23 protein-coding genes are annotated in these 22,003 nt (G+C 68.1%); 12 read left to right on the forward strand and 11 right to left on the reverse strand.

Translation table 11 applies throughout. The annotated features are described in order from the left end of the window. Positions 1 to 266: 266 nt before the first annotated feature. Positions 267 to 1,091, forward strand: coding sequence for a GAF and ANTAR domain-containing protein (locus tag NQK81_RS37300; protein ID WP_371878827.1), 825 nt, complete (start codon positions 267 to 269; stop codon positions 1,089 to 1,091). A 28-nt stretch (positions 1,092 to 1,119) separates the two neighbouring features. Next, positions 1,120 to 1,983 (forward strand): alpha/beta fold hydrolase, encoded by an 864-nt coding sequence (locus tag NQK81_RS37305; RefSeq protein WP_257485225.1) that lies wholly within the window; start codon positions 1,120 to 1,122, stop codon positions 1,981 to 1,983. Between the two features lie 37 nt (positions 1,984 to 2,020). On the opposite strand, the gene NQK81_RS37310 is transcribed toward NQK81_RS37305, so the two are convergent. The 5 genes from NQK81_RS37310 to NQK81_RS37330 all read right to left on the reverse strand — a co-directional run bounded on the left by NQK81_RS37310 (position 2,021) and on the right by NQK81_RS37330 (position 5,759). Continuing rightward, positions 2,021 to 2,362 carry a hypothetical protein gene (locus tag NQK81_RS37310; RefSeq protein WP_126736073.1) on the reverse strand — a complete coding sequence of 114 codons (342 nt, stop codon included), beginning with the start codon at positions 2,360 to 2,362 and terminating at the stop codon, positions 2,021 to 2,023. 164 nt (positions 2,363 to 2,526) lie between these two features. Next, entirely contained in the window at positions 2,527 to 4,062 is a 1,536-nt protein-coding gene (locus NQK81_RS37315; protein ID WP_257485226.1) for an alkaline phosphatase D family protein, read from the reverse strand. 83 nt (positions 4,063 to 4,145) lie between these two features. Continuing rightward, a complete protein-coding gene (locus NQK81_RS37320; RefSeq protein ID WP_257485227.1) occupies positions 4,146 to 5,108 on the reverse strand; it encodes an NAD(P)-dependent alcohol dehydrogenase in 963 nt (320 codons plus the stop codon). Between the two features lie 7 nt (positions 5,109 to 5,115). Beyond that, a complete protein-coding gene (locus NQK81_RS37325) occupies positions 5,116 to 5,337 on the reverse strand; it encodes a helix-turn-helix transcriptional regulator (RefSeq protein WP_126736070.1) in 222 nt (73 codons plus the stop codon). Next, the gene (locus tag NQK81_RS37330) at positions 5,331 to 5,759 is read right to left on the reverse strand and encodes a hypothetical protein (RefSeq protein WP_371878828.1); all 429 of its coding nucleotides are present in this window, start codon (positions 5,757 to 5,759) and stop codon (positions 5,331 to 5,333) included. The genes NQK81_RS37325 and NQK81_RS37330 overlap by 7 nt, the downstream gene beginning before the upstream one ends. A gap of 108 nt (positions 5,760 to 5,867) precedes the next feature. Here NQK81_RS37330 and NQK81_RS37335 point away from each other — a divergent pair, with 108 nt between their 5' ends. Continuing rightward, a complete protein-coding gene (locus NQK81_RS37335) occupies positions 5,868 to 6,764 on the forward strand; it encodes an LLM class flavin-dependent oxidoreductase (protein WP_257485228.1) in 897 nt (298 codons plus the stop codon). A 294-nt stretch (positions 6,765 to 7,058) separates the two neighbouring features. On the opposite strand, the gene NQK81_RS37340 is transcribed toward NQK81_RS37335, so the two are convergent. Continuing rightward, complete coding sequence (locus tag NQK81_RS37340; RefSeq protein ID WP_126736066.1) at positions 7,059 to 7,445, reverse strand: MarR family winged helix-turn-helix transcriptional regulator; 387 nt, start codon at positions 7,443 to 7,445, stop codon at positions 7,059 to 7,061. Between the two features lie 86 nt (positions 7,446 to 7,531). On the opposite strand from NQK81_RS37340, the gene NQK81_RS37345 reads away from it, so the two are divergent. After that, a complete protein-coding gene (locus tag NQK81_RS37345; protein WP_257485229.1) occupies positions 7,532 to 8,989 on the forward strand; it encodes an MFS transporter in 1,458 nt (485 codons plus the stop codon). Positions 8,990 to 9,041: 52 nt separating this feature from the next. Here the strand turns inward: NQK81_RS37345 and NQK81_RS37350 are convergent, their stop codons facing one another. Then, complete coding sequence (locus NQK81_RS37350) at positions 9,042 to 10,292, reverse strand: cytochrome P450 (RefSeq protein ID WP_257485230.1); 1,251 nt, start codon at positions 10,290 to 10,292, stop codon at positions 9,042 to 9,044. A 48-nt stretch (positions 10,293 to 10,340) separates the two neighbouring features. On the opposite strand from NQK81_RS37350, the gene NQK81_RS37355 reads away from it, so the two are divergent. Next, positions 10,341 to 11,069 carry an alpha/beta fold hydrolase gene (locus NQK81_RS37355; protein ID WP_257485231.1) on the forward strand — a complete coding sequence of 243 codons (729 nt, stop codon included), beginning with the start codon at positions 10,341 to 10,343 and terminating at the stop codon, positions 11,067 to 11,069. On the opposite strand, the gene pdxR is transcribed toward NQK81_RS37355, so the two are convergent. Next, positions 11,066 to 12,502, reverse strand: coding sequence for a MocR-like pyridoxine biosynthesis transcription factor PdxR (pdxR, locus tag NQK81_RS37360; RefSeq protein WP_257485232.1), 1,437 nt, complete (start codon positions 12,500 to 12,502; stop codon positions 11,066 to 11,068). The genes NQK81_RS37355 and pdxR overlap by 4 nt on opposite strands. Positions 12,503 to 12,514: 12 nt before the next feature. Then, a complete protein-coding gene (gene metH / locus NQK81_RS37365; protein WP_257485233.1) occupies positions 12,515 to 16,123 on the reverse strand; it encodes a methionine synthase in 3,609 nt (1,202 codons plus the stop codon). Between the two features lie 516 nt (positions 16,124 to 16,639). Between metH and NQK81_RS37370 the strand changes: the two genes are divergently transcribed. The 6 genes from NQK81_RS37370 to NQK81_RS37395 all read left to right on the forward strand — a co-directional run bounded on the left by NQK81_RS37370 (position 16,640) and on the right by NQK81_RS37395 (position 20,299). After that, complete coding sequence (locus NQK81_RS37370) at positions 16,640 to 17,071, forward strand: hypothetical protein (RefSeq protein ID WP_257485234.1); 432 nt, start codon at positions 16,640 to 16,642, stop codon at positions 17,069 to 17,071. A gap of 340 nt (positions 17,072 to 17,411) precedes the next feature. Continuing rightward, positions 17,412 to 17,846: a hypothetical protein gene (locus NQK81_RS37375; RefSeq protein WP_257485235.1), complete on the forward strand. Its 435-nt coding sequence runs from the start codon at positions 17,412 to 17,414 to the stop codon at positions 17,844 to 17,846. A gap of 26 nt (positions 17,847 to 17,872) precedes the next feature. Next, on the forward strand, positions 17,873 to 18,331 hold the full coding sequence (locus tag NQK81_RS37380) for an SMI1/KNR4 family protein (protein ID WP_192740993.1): 459 nt from the start codon (positions 17,873 to 17,875) through the stop codon (positions 18,329 to 18,331). Continuing rightward, complete coding sequence (locus NQK81_RS37385; protein WP_257485236.1) at positions 18,328 to 18,855, forward strand: hypothetical protein; 528 nt, start codon at positions 18,328 to 18,330, stop codon at positions 18,853 to 18,855. Before NQK81_RS37380 ends, NQK81_RS37385 begins: the two co-directional genes overlap by 4 nt. Next, a complete protein-coding gene (locus tag NQK81_RS37390) occupies positions 18,852 to 19,781 on the forward strand; it encodes an SMI1/KNR4 family protein (RefSeq protein WP_257485237.1) in 930 nt (309 codons plus the stop codon). Before NQK81_RS37385 ends, NQK81_RS37390 begins: the two co-directional genes overlap by 4 nt. 32 nt (positions 19,782 to 19,813) lie before the next feature. After that, positions 19,814 to 20,299 (forward strand): SMI1/KNR4 family protein, encoded by a 486-nt coding sequence (locus tag NQK81_RS37395; RefSeq protein ID WP_257485238.1) that lies wholly within the window; start codon positions 19,814 to 19,816, stop codon positions 20,297 to 20,299. A 4-nt stretch (positions 20,300 to 20,303) separates the two neighbouring features. Here the strand turns inward: NQK81_RS37395 and NQK81_RS37400 are convergent, their stop codons facing one another. Beyond that, on the reverse strand, positions 20,304 to 20,978 hold the full coding sequence (locus tag NQK81_RS37400) for a peptidylprolyl isomerase (RefSeq protein WP_257485239.1): 675 nt from the start codon (positions 20,976 to 20,978) through the stop codon (positions 20,304 to 20,306). Between the two features lie 125 nt (positions 20,979 to 21,103). Here NQK81_RS37400 and NQK81_RS37405 point away from each other — a divergent pair, with 125 nt between their 5' ends. Next, entirely contained in the window at positions 21,104 to 21,706 is a 603-nt protein-coding gene (locus tag NQK81_RS37405; protein ID WP_257485240.1) for a hypothetical protein, read from the forward strand. 12 nt (positions 21,707 to 21,718) lie between these two features. Here the strand turns inward: NQK81_RS37405 and NQK81_RS37410 are convergent, their stop codons facing one another. Beyond that, positions 21,719 to 21,988 (reverse strand): DUF2631 domain-containing protein, encoded by a 270-nt coding sequence (locus tag NQK81_RS37410; RefSeq protein WP_126736056.1) that lies wholly within the window; start codon positions 21,986 to 21,988, stop codon positions 21,719 to 21,721. Between the last annotated feature and the right edge of the window lie 15 nt (positions 21,989 to 22,003).

The following is a 22,003-nucleotide window of genomic DNA, read 5'->3' on the forward strand; positions in this document are numbered from 1 at the left end:
GAGTTACGCCAGGTGGACGAACCGTTCATCGTCGGCACGACCGAAGGAGGTGATTCGTGACGGGCGGAACGTGGGTCGCGGTAGGCCGGGTGATCGCATTCGGCTAAGGTCGGTTTCCGAAAGCGGTTCTGAGCGTTGAGAAGTTAGCGCCGATCCGCCGGTAACCGGGTTGGTTGCGGCGGTTGATGGTGCGCGCTCGGCGCCGGTTCCCGCCGGTGACTCCCGTGGTGCATCACGCCGATGTGCAGAAGTGGGAGAGGCGGGCTTTGGCCGATGAATTCGACTGGCAGCAGGACAAGAACCGATTCGTCGAGGATGTCGGCGACGGCGACCTGCCGGTGACCTCAGAGAACGGCGCCCGGCTCATCGCTGGGCCACTGGTCACCCAGTTCGTGGCCCTGACCAGGGCGTTGCTGGATTCCGGTTCGATCGCGGCGGTACTCGAACGGGTGGTCTTCGCGACGCGTGACCTGGTACCGGGCGCGGATCTGGTCAGCGTCACCCTCCTCGATCCCGACGGAGGGTTCCACACGCCGGTGCGGACCGACGAGATCGCCGGCGATCTGGATCAGCTGCAGTACCAGTACGGCGAGGGTGCTTGCGTCGAAGCGGCGCGGGTTTCGGGGCCGGCGGCGGCGTTCAGCGACAATCTGGCGGAAGACGCTCGATGGCCGCGCTTCGGTCCCGCCGCCGCGGCGCTCGGGTTCCATTCGCTGGTCTCGACGGCACTCCTGCCGGAGGCGTCGAGTTCGCAGCCTTCCGGCGCGCTGAACGTCTATTCGCGCAGCCCGCACGGCATCGCCAAGGCCGACCGCGACGTGCTGCTGCTTCTGGCGACGCACGCGTCACTGGCCTTGGCGACGACGCACGCGGTCACGCGAGGCCAGCTCCAGGAGGAGCAGCTCCAGCAGGCGCTCGACAGCCGCGACGCGATCGGGCAGGCCAAGGGCATCCTGATGGCGCGGCGCGGGATCGACGCCGCGGAGGCGTTCGAGGTGCTGCGGCACACGTCGCAGAACATGAACGTCAAACTCCGTGAGCTGGCGGAGATGCTGTCCAAACGGCATACGGAACTGCAACTGCCGGACTGAGCGGGCGGCCGCCACTACGATCGAGGTCATGGGTTTCGGCGAGCTGGAGTTGTCGCGGACGTTCGAATGGCGTGGCCGTTCGGTGGCGTGGGAACGCCTCGGCGAAGGCGCCCCGGTGGTGCTGTGTCACGGGACACCGTGGTCGGCGCAACTGTGGGCGCCTTTCGCGCGAGCGCTCAGCGCGGAATTCGCCGTCCACGTCTGGGACATGCCGGGGTACGGCCGTTCGTCGAAGGATCCCGGCCACGCCGTCGATCTCGGGACGCAGGGCGAGCTTTTCGCCGATCTGCTCGCGTATTGGGGGTTGGCCGCCCCGCACGTGATCGCCCACGACTACGGCGGGGCCGTTTCGCTGCGCGCGAAGCTGCTGCACGGCGCGGAATACGCCTCGCTCGCCCTGGTGGACGTCGTCGCGCTGCGGCCGTGGGGTTCGGAGTTCTTCCGGCTGGTCGCGGAGAACGCCGAGGTCTTCCAGGCGCAACCCCCGGTGGTGCACCGAGGAGCGCTGGAGTCCTACATCGGGACGGCCTCCCATCGTGGTCTCACCGCCGCGCAGCTGGCCACGCTGACCGGGCCTTGGCTGGACGCGGAGGGACAACGCGCCTTCTACCGGCAGATCGCCGAGGCCGACGTCCGGTACACCGACGAGATCCAGGACCGTTATCCGGAACTGGCGCTGCCGGTGAAGGTGATCTGGGGCGCCGACGACACGTGGATCCCGGTGGACCGGGCCGAACGGCTCGCCGGCGCGATTCCCGGTGCCCTCCTGGACGTCATTCCCGAGGCCGGGCATCTGATCCAGTACGACGCGCCGGTCGAACTGGCCTTCTCCCTGCATCGGTGGCTCACCGCGGAAGTGGGCCGGTGGGGACCTGCCGGGAGCGGACGCTGAACCGCGCCGTCAAGATCGACATCGAGTCATTCGGATATCAGAATTCGTCTACGTGATATCCGGCCACGTACGCGCTCGAAAGCAGGGCGCCGTGACATTCCGCCGTCGACGGGCCGAAACCGATCGGGACCCAATGCCCGACGGTGTACCAATAGGAGGATCCGGCCGCGCAGTGGGCGACCACCCGGTAGGTCTCCGAGTGTCTCGGCAGCGAGAAGCAGGTCAGGGAAATGCCCTCGCCGAAGAGGATTCCGTAGCGATCACCGTTGCAACCGTAGGGTGGGAACCTGCCTTCGGTCGCCGCGGAGGCCGGCGTGGCGGCCAGGAATACGGCCGCCGAAAAGGCGGCCATGACTAAAGCGGCGATTTTCTTCTTCATCGAATTCTCCCGCGGCTAGTTCCCATTGGAATGCCAAGGTTAGCCGCACGGAAGAATTGTCGTGAATTCATCGGGCAGGTGAAACGAGAACGCGCGCGGTGAACCGCGCTGCTCCGAAAGAGCGTCGCTCGCCCCTCTTCTGAGTTCCCGGCTCCCCTTTTGGCCTAGCGTCGCCGGTACTGCGCCGGAGACGTGATGGTGGAGCGGTCCTCGTACGATCCGGGCCTGCCGCGGTCGACGTGGAACGTCGTCAGGGTGCTGACCGGGGAGCGCGGGTCGCGCCGGTCGCCGATCACGCGCATATGCGTGCTCCAACGGCGCGGGGTGACCTCGTAGACGTCGTAGCCGTACCGGTTGCCCTCGAAGTACTTGAGATGCGGGTTCGCCGCGCCCATCTTCGGTCCGTTCGTGGCGTTCCATTCGGGGGAGTAGGCGCCGGAGCTGACCGAATGCGCGGTGAACTCCGTGCCGATCACCGGGGTGGACGGATCCGCGAAGTCCGGGCGGATGTCGTCGACGAACGCCGAATGCCAGTCGCCGGTGATCACCACGAGGTCTTCGAGGCCGCTTTGGGCCACGTGGGTCAGCACTTCCTTGCGCTCGGCGAGGAAACCGTCCCATTGGTCCGTGAACATGTAGCCGCCGCCGGGCTTCGCGAGCTGGCTCAGCATGATCGAGTTCACCCAGCAGTGCCACGCCTCGCCGGCGCCGGTCACCTGGTCCTTGAGCCACGCCTTCTGGTCCGCGCCGAGGATCGTGCCGTCGGGCAGGTTCTGTGCCGACCGGTACTGCCGGAGATCCAGAATGGACAGATCGAGGAGGTCGCCCCAGTGGCGCTGCCGGTGGATCCTCGGCGTCGAGGGGTGGTCGGGGCGCACCGGCATGTGCTCGAACCAGGCCTGGTACGCCGCCGAGCGCCGCGCCCGCAAAGACGGGGTGGTGCCGCTGTAGTCGTTGACGACCTCGTGATCGTCCCAGGTGACGAACCAGGGGTGGGCGGCGTGGGCGTCCCGCAGCGAGGGGTCGGATTTGTAGAGCGCGTGCCGCCGCCGGTACGCCGGCAGGGTCAGCACCTCGGGGCCTTCGTGGTCGCGCAGCGGATTCCCGCCGACCTGCCCGTGCTCGTAGACGTAGTCACCCAGGTGGACGACGAAATCCAGCTCTTCCCGCGCGATCCCGGCGTGCGCCGCGTAGAACCCGTCGTGGAAGGCCTGGCAGTTCGCCGAGGCGAACCGCACCCGCCGCACCGGCCCGACCGGCGCGGTCCGGGTGCGGCCGATCCGGCTGACCTTGCCGAGCGCGTGGAAGCGGTAGTAGTACTGAGCGCCCGGCTCCAGCCCGGACACCGGGACGTGCACGCTGTGCCCGAGCCCGGCGGTGGCGGCCGTCGTCCCGTGCGCCACGCGGCGGCGGAACCCGCGGTCGGTGGCGACCTCCCAGGCGACCTCGACGGTGTCGTCCAGCGGCTGCTCGAACTCCATCGGCTTCGGCGCGAGCCTGGTCCAGAGCGCGACGCCGTACGGGACCGGGTCGCCGGACGCGACCCCGAGGGTGAACGGCGCTTCGTCCCAGGTCGCGCCCAGCGCCGCCGCGGCCTCCTCGGCCTGCGCGACCGTCATCCGCGAACTCAACGGCCAGGCCAGCCCCAGCGCACCGGCGGTGGCGGCGCCTCGCAACAGATCGCGGCGGTTGACGGACATCGGTGGTCTCCTCGGCACTCGGCGGATCGCTCTCCGACACCGAACACCGCCAAGATGGCCGGAGTCCGACATGGGGGAGAACATCAGACGGTGATGACGACCTTGCCGCGCGCGTGCCCTTCGCGGACGTAGCGGATGGCCTCGGGCACCTCGGCCAGCGAGTAGGCCCGGTCGATGACCGGCGTCAGTTTCCCGGCTTCGACGAGCGCCCGCAGCGTCTGGAGATCGTCCTGGTCCTCCGTGGAGAACAGGCCGCGCAGCTTCTGCTTCACGAACGGCCCGAGGAGCAGCGCCCGCACGTTGCGCCCCACCGCGCCGATCCACTTCCCGTCGCTCTCGCCGCCGACGAGGACGAGAGTGCCTTGCGGGGTAAGGGCCTTCCGCAGCGAGGCCAGCGACCGGTTGCCCGCGGTGTCGAGGATGAGGTCGTAGCCGCCGCCGAACTCCTCACGGGTGTAATCGAAAACGCGGTTCGCGCCGAGTGAGCGGACGAGGTCGACCTTGTCCGTGCCGCACACGCCGTCCACCTCGGCGCCGAACGCCTTGGCGATCTGCACCGCGAAGGTGCCGACGCCACCGCCGGCGCCGATGACCAGGACCTTCTGCCGGGGCGCGACCCGCCCTCTGTCCCGGAGCGCTTGGAGCGCGGTGAAAGCGGAGATGGGAACGGCCGCCGCTTCGTCGAAGCCGAGCCGCTCGGGCTTCCGGGCGATCTTGTCCACTGTGGTCAGTGCGTATTCGGCGAAGGAACCTTGGCAGGTACCGAAAACCTCGTCGCCCGGCCGGAACCGGGTCACGTCGTCGCCGACGGCGTGCACCACGCCCGCGAAGTCCAGCCCTCGGACCCGGGCCTTCGGCCTCCGCACGCCGAAACCCATCAGCCGCACCAAGTACGGCGTGCCCTCCATGAGGTGCCAGACGCCGGGATCGACCGCGGCCGCCCGGATCCGCACGACCACCCCGCCGGGTCCGGCTTCGGGTTCGGGCAGGTCGGTCAGGGTCAGGACGTCGGTGGAGCCGTACTCGTTCTGGGCGATCGCCTTCACGGCGGCCTCATTCCTGGTCTGGGTACTGGAAAACGTCGTCGAGCGCGACGCCGAACACCCTGGCGATCCGGAAGGCCATCTCCAGGGACGGCGAGTAGCGGCCCTGTTCGATGGCGATCACCGTCTGGCGGGTGGCGCCGATCCGGTCCGCGAGTTCGGCCTGGGTCATCTCACCCTTCGCGAACCGCAGGGCGCGGATGGAGTTCGTGACCTTGGTCGGTTTCACCATGCCTGGAATCCCCAGCGGTAGGCGGCGATCTTCGCGATCGAGCCGAGCAGGGAGGACAGGACGAAGGCGAGGTACACGGTGTTGGCGATCCAGAAGTGGTCCAGCTCCGCCATCGCCATGACGAGTGCCGCGACACCGCCGATCACGACGAACGACTGTCCGATGTACTCGCCGAACCGGCCGATCTCGCGGTCGCGCTGGTCCTTGCGGCCCGCGTCACGCGGTGAGGTGATCGCGGCCGCGACGTTCAGCACGATCGAAGCCGCGATGGCCGCGCCGATCGTCCACAACAACGGTGCCACGTAAGGGATGTCGACGAGCGGGCCGGAGCCCGCCCGGCGGAGGACGACGATCAGGTACGCGGCATAGCCGAAGACCGTGACCACCACCATGATCCACGCACGTTTCTCTTCCATCGCCACGAAGCCCAAGGTAAAGAGTTCTAGACATCATGTCAAATATTCTTTACTTCGACACGGGCAAGTAGTTCGTGATACAAATAGTGCGTACTACGAACTTGAGGAGTGGTGATGACACTGTTCGGCTTCGGGCTCGAAACCGGCGTCGGCGAGGTGGAAGACCTCCTGCGGCACGCCGAACAGGCCGACCGCGCGGGACTCGACCTGGTCAGCCTGTCCGACCATCCGTACTTCGCCGACCGGCTCGACGCCTACGCGGCGCTGGGCGTGATCCTCGGCCGGACGTCGCGGGTCACGGCCGCGGTCAACGTGACCAACCTGCCGAGCCGTCCCGCGCCGATGCTGGCGAGGACGATCACGTCGCTTTCGGCGCTCTCGGGCGGCCGGGTCGCGCTCGGCATCGGTGCGGGCGGGCTGTGGCGGGAGATCGCCAAACTCGGTGTCGCGCACCGGACGCCCGCCGAGGCGGTCCGGGCGATGGGTGAGGCGATCACCCTGATCAAGGCGCTTTCCGGCGGCGGGGCACCGGTGACCTTCGAGGGGGAGTTCTACTCCGTCGACGGGCTGGTGCCGGCGGCCGCGCCCGCGCCCCCGATCTGGACGGGTGCCGTCGGGCCCAAATCCCTCGCGGTGACCGGAAAACTCGCCGACGGGTGGATCCCAGGGCACGCCGCGGACTGGCTCAGCCCGCGGTTCGCCGAATCCCGTCCGGTGATCGACCAGGCCGCCATCGACGCGGGCCGCGACCCCGGCGAGGTCGCCACCATCTACAACTTCCCTGGCCGCATAACGGAAAAGCCCACGGCGTCGCCGCGTGACGACGAGGGGCGGTGGGTCGGTGGTTCGCCGGAGCAGTGGGTCGAGGAACTGGTCACGGCGGTGCGTGACCACGGCGCCGCGGGCTTCATCTACTTCCCGGTCGAAGACGGGACCAGCACCGACAGCGCGCTCGGCCGCTGGGGGAACGAGGTCGTCCCGGCGATCCGTGAGGAGCTGGCCCGAAGTTGACCATGATCGCCTCGTGAGTGACGAGGCCCGTGAAGGCCTCCTTGCCTACCCTCAAGGTAGGGAAGGAGGCCTTCACGGACTTGCGGATCGCCGTCTGTGGCTCTGCGGCACCACCAGCCCCAGTGGTCACAGCGACCGCGCGTGAAGGACCCCTTGCCTCGGCTCAGCCGAGGAAACTCGACCTTCACCCCTTCCTCAGTACGTGAAGGCCCCCTTCATTGCGTCTAGCGCAATGAAGGGGGCCTTCACGTACTTCAGGGGCAAGCAAAGGAGCGGTGGCTTGGAGGCTCGAGGTCAGGCTTCGACGGTGAGGGTCTCTTCGAGGGTCGCCCGGTGCGTCGGCTTCGCCTCTTCGTAGCGACGGCGGCCTTCGTCGGTCACGACGACGAAGATCCCGCGCCGGTCCGACTCGCAGAGCGCGCGCTGGACGAGCCCTTCGCGCTCGAGGCGGGCCACGAGTCGTGAGGTGGCGCTCTGGCTCAGGTGCACGACCTCGGTCAGGTCGGCCGCGCGGCATTTGCCGACGACGCAGGTGACCAGTCGTTCCAGGGCTTCGAACTCGGTGACACCGAGGCCGTGGCGCTCCTGGAGGCGGCACTCGAGGCGGCCGAAGACCGCCGCATGCCGGGCGGAAAGTTCGCGCCACTCCTGCAGCAGGTCTTGTTCGGCGACGTCGCTCACGCGGCCCAAGATAGCATGCACGTGAATTTTATGCAAAGTCATTAAATGCACTTGCATTAGATGCGTGTGCATGTACTGTACGGATCATGAGTTCTTCCGTGCAGCTGTCCACCAGCTCGACAAGGTGGGACGCGCGCCTCTGGGGTGTCCTGCTCACTGTGTCCGTCGTCGTTGGCCTCGACGCGCTCGACGTGTCGATGGTCGCCGTCGCCCTCCCGTCCATCCAGGCCGAACTCGGCCTCTCCACCGGTGCCCTGCAATGGATCATCAGCGCCTACGTGCTCGGCTACGGCGGCCTGCTGCTTCTCGGCGGGCGCACCGCCGACCTGCTCGGCAGGCGCCGGGTCTTCCTCGTCGCCGTCGCGGTCTTCGCGCTCGCTTCCCTGCTCGGCGGCCTCGTCGACGACGGCGCGCTGCTGATCGCCACCCGCTTCATCAAGGGTCTCGCCGCCGCGTTCACCGCGCCGGCCGCGTTGTCCATCATCACCACGACCTTCCATGAAGGCCCCGCCCGCAACCGGGCGATCAGCATCTTCGCCGTCTTCGGTGCCAGCGGTTACTCCGCGGGCCTCGTCTTCTCCGGTCTGCTCACCCAGGTGGGCTGGCGCTGGACGTTCCTCCTGCCCGTGCCCATCGCGCTCGCCGCGCTGGCCGCCGCGATCAAGCTGATCCCGTCCTACTCGCCGCAGACCGGTGGCGGCTACGACTTCCCTGGCGCGATCACCGGCGCGGCCGGTTCGCTCCTGCTGGTCTTCGCCGTGGTCGAGGCACCGGAGATCGGCTGGGCCGCGCCGCGGACGCTGATCTCGTTCGCCCTCGCGCTCGCCCTGCTCGTCACCTTCGTGTTCATCGAGAAGCGCAGCAAGCACCCGCTGCTGCGGCTCGGCATCCTGCGCTCCGGCCCGCTGGCCCGCGCCAACCTCGGTGGCGCGACGTTCTTCGGCGCCTACATCGGTTTCCAGTTCGTCGTCATGCTGTACCTGCAGAACGTGCTGGGCTGGTCCGCGTTGCAGACCGCGCTCGGGTTCCTGCCCGCCGCGCTGATCGTGGCCTTCGGTTCGCCGAGGATCGAGCCGCTGATCGACCGGCTCGGCACCCCGCGCACGATCCTCGCCGGTGTCGTCGCCCACGTCATCGGGTACGCGCTGTTCCTGCGGATCGACGAGAGCTCCAGCTACGCCGGTTCGGTGCTGCCGAGCATGATCCTGCTGGGTATCGGCTTCATGCTGGCGTTCTCCTCGCTGAACATCCAGGCGACCAACGGCATCTCCGACGACGAGCAGGGGCTCGCCGGCGGGCTGCTGAACACGTCGATCCAGGTCGGCGGCGCGATCGGGCTCGCCATCGTGACCGCGGTCCTGACCGGGAACTCCGGCGGCGCCACCGGCTCGGCCGCGCTGCTGAACGGTCTGGCGCCCGCGCTCACCGTGGTCACCGGTATCGCCGTGATCAGTGTCCTGGTGGCCCTGTCCGGAATCGTCGGCCTGCGCAAGGCCGAAGCCCGCTCCACCGTCGCCGAACCGGAGTTCGCCGCGGCCGAATGACCAGGGGGTGATGGGCCCCTTCCCGCGCTCGGGGGCGGGAAGGGGCTCGTCGCTACCAGCGGATCGGCAGCGATTTCAGCCCGTTCTGGAAGTTCGACCGCAACCGCACCGGAGCACCGGCGGGTTCGACCTCGCCGAGCTGGTCCAGGACCGCTTCGAACATCGCGCGCAGCTGCACCCTGGCGAGCTGGGCGCCGAGGCAGAAATGCGGGCCGTGCCCGAAGGTCAGGTGATCGTTGGGAGCGCGGCCGATGTCGAAGCGGTCCGGATCCTCGAAAACGGTCTCGTCACGGTTCGCGGCGGAGAACCAGACGACCACCTTCTCGCCCGCGCGGATGTCCACATCGGACAGAACGACGTCCTCGGTCGCGGTCCGGCGGAAATGCATGACCGGCGTCCACCAGCGCAGCATCTCTTCCACCGCACCGGGAAGCAGGGAACGGTCGGCGAGCAGCCGCCGGTACTGATCGGGATGCGACAGCAGCGCTTGCATCCCGCCGGGGATGCCGTTGCGCAGCGTTTCGTTGCCCGCCACGGAAAACAGCCAGAACAGGTTCTCGAACTCCGCGATCGAGACCCGGCCGCCGTCCTCCACGTGACCCATGAGATTGCTCATCACGTCCTCGCCCGGGTTCCGGCGTTTGTACTCGCCGAGCGCGGTGGCGTACGCGTAAAGATCCGGCATCCCCGCGCGAGTGCGCGGATCGGGCATCGACCCGTCCGGCCCCGGAACCGGCCGGACCGCCAGCGCCGCCCGCGCGAGATCGGTGACCTCGTCCGCGTCGACGGTCGCGCTCACCGCGTAGTCGGCGTCCTGGTAGCCGATCACGCGATTGCTCCAGTCGTACATCAGCCGCCGGTCCCGTTCGGGGATCCCGAAGACCTCGGCGAGCGTCAGCAGTGGGAGATCGGCGGCGACCGCCGCGAAATCGCACTCACCGTCCGCGCGGACGCCGGCGATCAGCTCCCTCGCCCAGCCCTGGATCCGCTCGGTCAGCCTGGCGACCGCGAGCGGCGTGAACGCCTTGGTGAGCAGGCCCCGCAGCCGGGCGTGCTCGGGCGGATCCATGTTGAGCATCATCCGGCGGACGTAACCGAGGTCCTGCTCGGTCGCCGGATCACGGATCTGCGTCCCGCCGAGGTGCGACGAGAACAGCTTCGGGTTCTTCAGTACGTGCTTGACGTCCGAATGCCGTAGCACGGCCCAGAAATCGTCCACGCGTACGACCGGCGACTCCCGGCGCAGCGCCGCGAGGTGCTCGTACGGCACGCCTCGGGTGTATACGTCCGGATCGGTGATCACGGCGTCGACACTAGCCCGCGGGCGGGGGACTGCGGAAAGATCCGTCCGGTGGACACGCTGAAGATGCGCACCGCCGGAACCGAAGGCCCCGCCGTGCTCCTGCTGCACGGCCTCGGCGCGACGGGCGCGGTCTGGGACGGCCTGATGCTGCAACCCGGCTATCGCTGGCTGGCCCCCGACCTGCCCGGGCACGGCGCCTCACCGCACTCGGCGCACTACTCCTTCGGCGGTCTGGCCGCGGCGGTCGCCGACGTGCTCCCGGAACGCGGTCAGCTGCTGGTGATCGGCCACTCCCTGGGCGGCGTGGTCGGGCTCGCGCTGGCCAGCGGGTGGTTCGGGCTCCGGGTCGACGGGTTGCTCGCGGTGGGTGTCAAGGTCGAATGGAGCGAGTCCGAACTCGCGAAGGCCGCCGACATGGCGGCGAAACCGCCCAGGGTGTTCACGTCCCGCGAGGACGCCGAACGAGCCTTCCTCAAGATCGCCGGGCTGACAGGTCTGGCCGAAGCGGACCCCGCCGGCGTCGTCGAAACCGAGGGCGGCTGGCGGCTCGCGCTGGACCCTCGGGCCTTCGCTGTCGGCGCTCCCGACATGCCTGGCCTGCTCGGCGCGGCGCGCTGCCCGGTCGCCCTGGCCGCTGGCGAACATGACCCCATGAGCCGCCCCGAACAACTTCGCGCGCTCAGCGAGGCTTCTGTCGAACTTCCCGGGCTGGGCCACAACGCGCACGTCGAAGACCCGGCCGTGCTCCTGGCCTTCCTCGGGCAATTCGGCGGCTAGCGCCTGATCTTGCCCAGGACGGCGATGCCCTCGGCGATGTCGCTCGCCGGGCTCGCCCCGTAGCCGAGGACGAGACCCGGATTCATCGGCCGCTGACAGTGCCACGACAGCGGCTGCACCTTCACCCCCTGCTCCAGCGCGGCGGCGGCGAAGTCGAGGTCGGAGAACTCCGCGTCGAAGGTGATCGTCAGGTGCAGCCCGGCGGCGGCGCCGTGCACCACGGCGTCCGGGAGATGCGTCCGGAGCGCGTCGATCATCGCGTCCCGGCGGCGGCGATGCCGTTTGCGCACGAACCGCAGCTGCCGCTCCATCTCGCCGGACTCCATCAGATGCGCGAGCACCAGCTGCGGGAGGACGGCGTTGCCAAGGTCGGCGAACCGTTTGGCCGCCACCACCTCGTCCCGGTACCGCGACGGGACCAGCATCCAGCCCACCCGGAGCGCGGGCGCGAGCCACTTCGACACGCTGCCCGCGTAGCAGACCTGCTCGGCGAGCATCGAGCGCAGCGCGGGAACGGGCGGACGGTCGTAGCGGTGCTCGGCGTCGTAGTCGTCCTCGATGATCAGCCCGCCGTCCGCGGCCCATCGCATGAGCTCGCGACGGCGTTCCCCGCCGAGCACGACCCCGGTCGGGAACTGGTGCGCGGGCGTGAGCAGCACGGCGGGCGCGCCGCTGCGCACGAGCTCGCCGACGTCGACCCCGTCCTCGTCGACGCGGATCGGCGGCGTCGCCAGCCGCCGGTCGTGCAGATGCTGACGGGCGCCCAGCGAACTCGGGTCCTCGACGGCGATCTCGGAGACGCCGTTCTCGAGCAGCACCTGGGCCAGCAGCCCGAGGCCCTGCGCGACACCGGCGACGATCAGCACGTCGTCGGCGTCGACGGTGATGCCGCGGGTGCGGGCGATCCAGTGCGCGATCGCGAGCCGCAACGCTGGCGCGCCCCGCGGGTCGCCGTAGCCGAAGTCCGCCGCCGAGAGGCTGTTGAGCACCGTGCGTTCGGCACGTAGCCAGGCCGTTCGCGGGAACGCCGTCAGATCCGGCACGCCGGGGGACAGGTCGATCCTCGCCGGGGTCGCCCGCAGCGAGTCGAAGACGCCGATTCCGGGCGCGGGCCGGAAGATCGTGCCCGCGGCGGGCGGACCGGAGGCCGTCTGCTCCTTGGTCCTCGCCGGTGCCGCGACGACCACCGTGCCCGCGCGGCCGCGTCCGGCGACGTGCCCGTCCTCGACCAGCCGCTGGTAGGCCTCGGTGACCACGCCGCGGGAGACCCGCAGGTCCGCGGCCAGCGCCCTGGTCGCGGGCAGCCTGCTGCCGACCGGCAGGCGGCCGTCGGAGATGGCGTGCCGCAGCCGCGACGCCAGCCAGTCCGACCGGCGCCCCGGCGGGGCGTCCCCGATGTCCAGTTGCAGGAAGTCCGAACCTTCGGCAGTCACCTGATCATTGTGTCATTCGGGCTCGTAGGCGAGGTTCGGCCGCAGCCACTGCTCCATAGTGGACAGTTCGAGGCCGCGCCGGGCGGCGTAGTCCTCGACCTGGTCCTTGCCGAGCCGTCCGACGGTGAAGTACCGGGAATCGGGGTGGGCGAAGATCAGCCCGCTGACGCTCGCCGCCGGCGTCATCGCGAACGACTCGGTCAGCCCCATCCCGAGCCGGTCGGAATCGAGCAGCTCGAACAGCTCCCGCTTCTCGCTGTGGTCCGGGCTGGCCGGGTAGCCCAGCGCCGGGCGGATGCCGCGGAACCTTTCGGCGTGCAGATCCTCCAGCTTCGGATCGGCGTCCGGCTCGAACCACTCCCGACGCGCCTGGAGGTGCAGGTACTCGGCGAACGCCTCGGCGAGCCGGTCCGCGAGCGCCTTCACCATGATGGCGCGGTAGTCGTCCTGCTTCGCCTCGAACTCGGCCGCGAAGTCCTCGGCGCCGAGGATGGTGACCGCGAAGCCGCCGAGGTGATCGCCCGCGCCGGCCGGGGCGATGTAGTCCGCGAGGCAGCGGTTGGGCCGCGACAGTGGTTTCTTGGTCTGCTGGCGCAGCATCGGGAACTTGACGCCCGAATCGAGGATGATGTCGTCGCCCTCGGAGTGCGCCGGCCAGAACGCGTACGCGCCCTTCGCCTGGAACCGCTCTTCGGCGATGATCTGGTCCATCAGCGTGTTCGCGTCGTCGAACAGCTCCCTGGCGACCGGGTTGTTCAGGATCGCCGGGTACTTGCCCTTCAGCTCCCAGGCCAGGAACAGGAAGGTCCAGTCGATCATCTCGCGCAGCTCGGTGAGCGACGGCGAGACGTACCGGACGCCGGTGAACGCGGGCGTCGGGATGTCGTCGAAGGAGACCTTCTCGGGGTTGGCCCTCGCCTCCTCGACCGTCAGCAACGGCGTCCGCTGCTTGTTCGCGTGCTGGACCCGCAGCTCTTCCTGGTCCTCGCGGTTCTTCTTGTCGAGGATCTCGGCGCGGTCGGCGTCGAGCAGGTCGCCGACGACGCCGACGACGCGGGAGGCGTCGAGGACGTGCACGGTCGTGTGCTCGTACGCGGGCGCGATGCGGACCGCGGTGTGCTGGCGTGACGTGGTCGCGCCGCCGATCAGCAGCGGCAGCTTCAGCCCGCGCCGCTCCATTTCGGCGGCGACGTTGACCATCTCGTCCAGCGACGGCGTGATCAGGCCCGAAAGGCCGATGGCGTCGGCGCCTTCGGAGACGGCGGTGTCCAGGATGACCGAGGCCGGGACCATCACGCCGAGGTCGATCACCTCGTAGTTGTTGCAGCCGAGTACGACGCCGACGATGTTCTTGCCGATGTCGTGCACGTCGCCCTTGACCGTCGCCAGGACGACCTTTCCGTTGCCCTGGCGGGTTTCGATCCGGCCTTCGAGGCGCGCCTTCTCCTTCTCGGCCTCCATGAACGGTTCGAGGTAGGCGACCGACCGCTTCATCACGCGCGCGCTCTTGACCACCTGCGGCAGGAACATCTTGCCGGACCCGAACAGGTCGCCGACGATCTTCATGCCGTCCATGAGGGGGCCTTCGATGACCTCCAGCGGCTTCGGCAGCTTCTGGCGGGCTTCCTCGGTGTCCTCTTCGATGTAGTCGACGATGCCGTGCACCAGCGCGTGGCTCAGCCGCGCCTCGACCGTGTTGTCGCGCCAGGAGAGGTCGACCGTGCGCTGGGTTCCCTTGCCGTTGACCGTTTCCGCGAACGTGACCAGCCTGTCGGTGGCGTCCGCGCGGCGATCGAAGAGCACGTCCTCGACCAGCTCCAGCAGGTCCTTGGGGATGTCCTCGTAGACCGCGAGCTGCCCGGCGTTGACGATGCCCATGTCCAGCCCGGCGCGCACGGCGTGCAGCAGGAAGGCCGAGTGCATCGCCTCGCGCACGACGTTGTTGCCGCGGAAGGAGAAGGAGAGGTTCGAGATACCGCCGCTGATGTGCACGCCGGGACAGCGTTCCTTGATCCGCGGCAGCGCGTCGATGAAGGCCTTGGCGTACCCGTTGTGTTCGGAGATCCCGGTCGCGACCGCGAGCACGTTCGGGTCGAAGATGATGTCCTCGGCGACGAAACCGGCCTGCTGAGTCAGCAGGTCGTAGGCTCGGGCGCAGATTTCGACCTTCCGGTCGGCGGTGTCGGCCTGGCCCTGCTCGTCGAAGGCCATCACGACCACGCCCGCGCCGTAGTCGCGGATGCGCCGGGCCTGCTGGAGGAACTGCTCCTCACCCTCCTTGAGGCTGATGGAGTTGACGACTCCCTTGCCCTGCACGCATTTCAGCCCGGCCTCGAGCACCGTCCAGCGCGAACTGTCGATCATGATCGGCAGCCGGGCGACCTCGGGTTCGGTGGCGATGAGGTTCAGGAACGTGGTCATCGCCTTTTCGCTGTCGAGCAGGTCGGCGTCCATGTTGACGTCCAGCAGGTTCGCCCCGCCGCGGACCTGCTCCAGCGCGACGTCGACGGCGGCCTGGTGGTCGTCGGCCTCGATCAGCTTCCGGAACTTGGCGGAACCGGTGACGTTGGTCCGCTCGCCGATCATGACGAACCCGGTGTCCTTGCCGATCTCGAACGGCTCCAGGCCGCTGAACCGGGTGTGCGGCTTCGGGGCCGGGACGTTCCGCGGCTTCATCCCGCGGACGGCGTCGGCGATCTCCTTGATGTGCGCGGGGGTCGTGCCGCAGCAGCCGCCGACGACGTTGACCATCCCGGCCGTGGCGAAGTCGCCGAGCAGCCCGCCGGTCTCCTCGGGCGTCTGGTCGTAACCGCCGAACGCGTTCGGCAGGCCCGCGTTCGGGTGACAGGCGGTGTACGTGCCCGCGAGGCGGGACAGCTCGGCGATGTGCGGGCGCATCTCCTCGGCGCCCAGCGAACAGTTGACGCCGACGAGCAGCGGATCCGCGTGCTCGATGGAACTCCAGAACGCCTCGACCGTCTGCCCGGACAGCGTCCGGCCGCTCAGGTCGACGATCGTCACCGAGATCCACAGCGGCAGATGCGGCGCGACGTCGCGGGCGGCGGCGATCGCGGCCTTGCAGTTGAGCGTGTCGAAGATCGTCTCGATGAGCAGCAGGTCCACGCCGCCCTCGGCGAGCGCCTTGATCTGGTCGGCGTACGCGGCGTACACCTCGTCGAAGGTGACCGCGCGGAACGCCGGGTCCTCGACCTTGGGCGACAGCGACAACGTGACGTTCAGCGGCCCGACCGACCCGGCGACGAACTTCCCGCCCGCCGCGTCCGCCGCCTCGCGGGCGATCTGGGCGCCGCGGAGGTTCATCTCGTACGCGAGATGCTCGAGCCCGTAGTCCGCCTGGCCGATCGTGGTGGCGGTGAACGTGTTCGTGGTGGTGATGTCCGCGCCGGCGTCCAGATACTGGCGATGGATGTCCAGCACGACGTCCGGCCTGGTGATGTTCAGCAGGTCGGGGTCGCCGGTGATGTCACGGGGATGGTCCTGGAACCGCTCGGTGCGGTAGTCCTCTGGCTTGAGGCCGGCGTTCTGGAGCATCGACCCCCACGCCCCGTCGAGCACGACGATGCGCTCATCCAGCAGCTTTCGCAGGGCGGTCGTTTCCATCCAGCGCTCCTCCCATGTCGTGGGAGGCGCCCTTGCGGTGAAGTCCGGGGCCGAGCGTGGCGGACCCGGCGGTCCGTTGCAGCGCCTCTCGACCTTGGTGCCCAAGACTACCGGATCAGGACAAGGGCACTCCGCCTGAATTGCTCTCCTGCTGGCCAGCACGGGTTCGGCTTTCCCGCATCGTGGGACGGGGCGGGTTCGGCCTACGAGGGCCACGATCCTGCGGCCGACGTCGATCATGGGCACCTCGACCCGGTGGCGGAGGACGTCCGAGATGACCAGGGCGACGACGGTCACGGCGACCGCGGTCAAGGTCCGATGCGGGCCCATTTGGGGGTCGACAAGGCGACCACGGCCGCCGCCCCCTGCAAGAGGTGCACGGAGTAGGACCTCTCGCCGATGAACCGCATCGCCGGGGGGCGAAGAGCCAGGCGATCGGACCACGCGGGACCAGTGAGGTGATGAACGGCGGGTCAGTACGGCGCACGTGGTTCCGCCGTCCTGGAAGTCGATCACGTGGAGCTGAAGGACCACGAGAGCCGCGAGCAGGACGAGGCGGGCGATGGGATGGGTGAAGACGCGGAGGACCGCGAAGCCCTTGCGGTAGTGGAGGCCGATGGCGAGGGGGCAACCGATGATGATGCGGCGTGCGGCATCACCGGGATCAGCGCGACCAGTGCGATCGCCAGCCGAGTCGCTTCGGGAAGCTCAGCGCCGCGACTGGCCGAACAGTGCGTTATGGGGAACTCGTTCGTCAAGGTGAGGAGGTATGGCGTGGCTCCGGAGAGACCGCTGGTGGTGTATCGGCCGCGAAGATGGGTGAACACGATGATGATCCCCAGAGCCGGTGAAATAGAACGGAAGAATGCGGAACGCGCGATGGATATAGAAGTTCGCGAGCGAGATCTTGCCGTTTTCGGTCTTCTTCACGCGGCGCCAGTGTGGTGATCAGGAAACCGGAAGGAGCGAAGAACAGGTGGACGCCGATCCACCCGTTGCCCATGGCCCACGACGGTCCTCGTGGTGGAACACCACCAAGAGGAGCGCGGCGATCGCACGCAATCCTTCGAGGGCCGGGAATCTCCTTGTGGACAGGTGCTGCTCGTGAGTCATCATCGTGGCCCCAGGCGTCACCGGCTTTCCTGCCGGGTAAGGATGCGCCACTCTGCAGGGTGAAATACTGGTTCCTGTGCGGGGCTGCGCATTCGCCGTGTGGATCGACGGCGCCTGTTGGAGATTAACCGGCTGACGCGGCCCGTCGGGCTCGAATTACTCGAAGGTGGATACGTTGGCGATCGACTATGAAGCGTGGTGCGCCGAGGAGCCGCGGGTGGCGTCGGTCGCTCGTGTGGCCACGGTGACGATGCGACTTCTGCTGGGCGTCGACAACATCGAGATCGTCGTCACCGGTGAGGCCGAGCTGACATGGAGCTTCAGCTGGGGGAGTGCCGCCGGAGCACGGATGATGGTCATGGGTCCGGAGTACGCCGAGATCCCGGGACGATGGTCGGTCTTCGCCGCGGCCGACTCCCGCGGGGTGGACCTCGATGAGCTTCTCTCGCTGGTGATCGTCATCGCGGCCGGGGTCGTACACGGCGGTGAGGTGGTCGACGAGTGTGGCAGGCTCGCGCAGCGCGTGAACGAGCCAGGCGAGCTCATGCTCAAGGTGTTGAGATCGGGCGAACGGGAACCCGCGAGACTGGTGGAGTGTTTGAAGTCGTGAGCGACCGGCGAGAGGGGTGAACGGTCATGGAGTTCGATGAGTTCGATGCCCTCGTGCTGCGGACCAGGGAAAGGCTGCCGACTCAGGACTATCCCGAAGACTTCTTCCCATTCGATTCATGGCGTTCGTCCGAGGAGGAGATCGAGCATGTCGAGCACGAGCTCGATGTTCGCCTTCCTTCGCAGTACAAGGAATTCATGGTGCGACATGGCGGCGGCGGGTTCCTCTTCGTCGATCTGCTGCCGGTCGTCGCAGCTGACCCGAGGGAAGAAGACCTCGTCTCGGTCAATCGTGGTCTCCTGCGGGAGGCTGGATTTCTCGCGGTGGCACCGGTCGGTACCGGGGACTGGTGGGGCTTCACCTTGACCGGGAACGAGTGTGGCGAAGCGGTCGATTTCCGATTCCACGAAGATGGCCTGCGTGAACGTGAGGCGCCCGGCTTTCTCGACTTCCTGGTTCGGCAGGGGCTTCGGTGGGACTCGTGAAATTCGATGGGCACGGACCGGATCTGCGCTTCTGGGCTCAGCGGATGTCCTTCCTGAGTGCCGAGTTCGAGCGGGGATTCGAGGCGAGGTACGGCTACCCGCCGGGCGGGAACCAAGTGGTCCTGGCGGACGAGGCTCCAGGCGATAGCCGACTCCTCGCGGACCTCGGCCGCGCGACGGAGCTGGTGGATTTCTATGCCGTCGTGCGAGAGGTGTCGTTGCCGGATCTCGGTAACGGCATTTTCGTGCATTCGGCGCGGGAAGTGCTCGCCGGGTTGCGCGGGGCGATGCCCACCCGGCTCGGCGGTGCCACAGAGGACTCGATCATCGTTTTCGGGTCGGACGGGGGAGGCGCGCTGTTCGCGCTCAGCACGAGCGGCCGCGGCGTGTACCGGCTTCGCGGTGGCGCCGTCTTGGCCGGCACATACGATGCGGATCAGGCGGAGGTCGCCACGGTGGCCCCGGATCTCCGGCGATTCCTGGACACCGTCCTGGCTGAAGTGGAAGGCCGAGTCATCGAATGAGTGTCGACGCGAGTGAGCGGTTGATCGATCTGGTGCGCGCGAACGGCGACCTGTCGAACCACGCCGACGGCGCGGACGAGGGGATGATCAGTTCCGCTGAACGCACTCTGGGTGTCGCGTTCCCTCCTTCGTATCGACGCCTGGTCGAGGAATTCGGCACCTGGGACATCGCGGGACTGGAGTTCCTCGGTGTGTACCGCACTCCCGGCTACGGCCCGGGTGTGCTCGGATCCGTCGCCGAGACCTTGGACATGCGACGGGATCACGGGCTGGCCCCCGAGCTGATCGTGGTGATGTTCGACGGCATGGGTGGTGCGGTCGTCCTGGATTCCTCGCGGCCGGACGACTCCGGCGAGTACCCGGTCCTCGCTTGGGCTCAAGCCGATGCGGCGCCGGAGAAGCTGGGGGGCGACTTCGGTTCTTTCGCTCTCGCACTGTGTGCGCGGTCTGCGTACCGCGAAGGAGCGAAGCTCCCGATCGATTCTGCGATCACTGTCGCGCAAGATCTCCTCGGGCTGCCTGGATCACGTCGGAAGCCTCCGGCTGTCGACGAGGTCGTATCGGTCATCCACGGCTTCGAAGCCGTCGCGTTCGCTGTGCCAGATGGCACTGACACCGATGGTTTTCTTTTCGAGTACGGCGAAGTGAACTGGCTCTCCGAGCCGACGTTCGCGGTGAGGTTCGTACGGCAGATGCAAATCGTCGATGCCGCCGGTGAGCACGAACAGTACTCGCAGGTCGCCTTTGAGTTCCGCTGTCGTGTGGACGCGGATTCGCGGTCACTCGGGAGCCGTGCGGTGTGGTGGTTTCGCGGCGACGGCACCGACTTCCAGAACTGGCTCGCATCGGTGACGCGGGATCCGGTGTGGAGGGTGCTCCGGCGGAAGGAGATCGCCGAATTCGTTCTCACACAGGAATCTGTCTGACTTCGGCGAGCAGTGATTTGGGGAGGAAGGCGGTGGTCGAACCGTTCGCAAGCGAAGACATGTTCACCGGCCCACCTGTCGACGATGCGCTGATCGCTGAGACCGAGAAACGACTCGGGTATCGCCTCCCGTCGTCCTATTTGGACGTCCTGCGCCGGACGAACGGCGGGTTCCTCCGGCGCAGGCGGTGTCCGACGTCGTTCCCTACCTCGTGGGCGGACGATCATTTCGAGGTGCGATCGCTGATCGGAATCGGCGGCGCCCGGGGAATCGACTCGAACGGCGGACACGGAAGCAAGGACATGATCGCGGAGTGGGGGTACCCGGATATCGGGATCGTCCTCTTCGACATGCCTTCCGGTGGGCACGACGCGGTCATGCTCGACTATCGCGAATGCGATGGCGATGCTGAGCCATCCGTCGTATATCTCGACGAAGATCGGGTTCCCCGCCGGGTCGCCCGTGATTTCGCCGAGTTCCTCGGGCTCCTGGTCGAATCCGGCGACTCGCGAGTCTGAACGATCAGGAACCCACGGTCGCCTTCTGGATCTTCACCGGCTTCGCGGGCAGCCCGTCGGCAGGACCGTTCGGATCCGTCGGGATGATGCCGTTCGCCACGATCCGGTCCAGCACCTCCATACCCCGCACGACCTTGCCCATCACCGAGTAGTTCTTCGGGATGTTCGCGAACGAGTGCACGATGAAGAATTCACTGCCGTTCGTGCCGGGGCCCTGGTTGCCCATGGCGATGGTGCCGCGTTCGTAGGTCTCGGTGCCGTCGACCTCGTCCGGGAACTTGTAGCCCGGCCCGCCCTTCTCGGCTTCGTAGATATCGCCGCACTGAAGGACTCCGAGGCGCGACGAGTTCGTCAGGCGCCAGCACTGGCTGCGGTCGTAGAAACGCTGCAGCGCCAGGCTCGCCAGGTTGTGGACGGCGCAGGGAGCGGCGCCCGCGCGGTTCAGGCGCACGGTCACCGGGCCGTAGTTGAAGCGGAAAGTGACGTCGATGGTGCCGCGCGTGAACGCGAAGGGGAGCGGGCGCAGGACCGGGCGGGCCGCGGGGTTTTCCGGCGTCGGGGTGAACTCGCAGCGCACGATCGGCAGGGACGCCGGGGCGGGCGTGGCGGTGGCCACACCGGGCAGCAGGACGGCGGCGAGAGCGGAAACGACAGCGGTGACACCCCAGCGAAGCTTCATGAGGGGGAACCTAACCCAAAAGGATGGTCGTCGGGTAGCCGTTCACGCGGGCGCGCGGTCCAGGTGGTCGTGAGTGGCGATTCGGGTTAGAACACGAATCGCCACTCACGACCACCTGGAGCCGCATGTTCACCGCCGCGTACCTCGCCCTTTCCCTCGCCCTGCTCCCGCCCACCGAGATCCGCCCGGACCAGGTCGAGCACGTCGCCCTGCCGTGCGTCCAGGCAGGCGCGACGACGGACGACGCGGACGCGGCCAAAAGCCTCAACCAGCAGCTCGTCACCAAGATGCGCGGCTACATGAACCCGTACAACACCTCGTGCGCCAGAGTGATCGTCGAGACGGTCCAGAGATCGGGGCTCAACGATCGCGCGGCGGCCATCGCGATCGCCACGGTGATCGTCGAGTCGAGTATCGCCAACCTCGACGGCGGTCTCGGTGACTCGGTCGGGCTCTTCCAGCAGCGCGCGAGCTGGGGGAGCTTCGAGCAGCGGACCGATCCGGTCTGGGCGACCGGCCGGTTCCTCGCCGTGATGCGGCAGTTCTACCCGAACGATTCGTGGAACAACGTCGCCATCGGAGAGGTCGCCGCGGTCGTCCAGCGGCCGGCGGCGAAGTACCGGCATCGCTACGGGGTCGAGGCGGGCGACGCGGTCAAGATCGTCGGCGAGTTGTGGTCCCAGAACGGCCGATGGCCCCTGACCACGAAGGTGGACAGGGGCCATTGAGCCGTGGAGAAGCTACTTGCGCCAGGCCGTGCGCTGCTTGCGGATGTCCAGCACGAGGCCGAACACGAGCAGCAGGGACAGGCCGATCAGCCACAGGTTCTCGGTCCAGCCGTGGTGGTTGCCGTACAGCATCACCAGCAGGATGATCGCGGTCAGCCAGCCCGCGATCCGCGTCGCCTTCGGGAAGGAACCGTGCCAGCCCCACTCGGCCGACGGCTCGTCGCGGGGGTCAACGGTGTCGACGCCCACCCGGCCGCGCTTTTCGACCGCCTTGCTCGCCACGATCAACTCCTCAAA

Source organism: Amycolatopsis roodepoortensis, from assembly GCF_024628825.1.
In the GTDB taxonomy this organism is placed as follows: Bacteria; Actinomycetota; Actinomycetes; order Mycobacteriales; family Pseudonocardiaceae; genus Amycolatopsis; species Amycolatopsis roodepoortensis.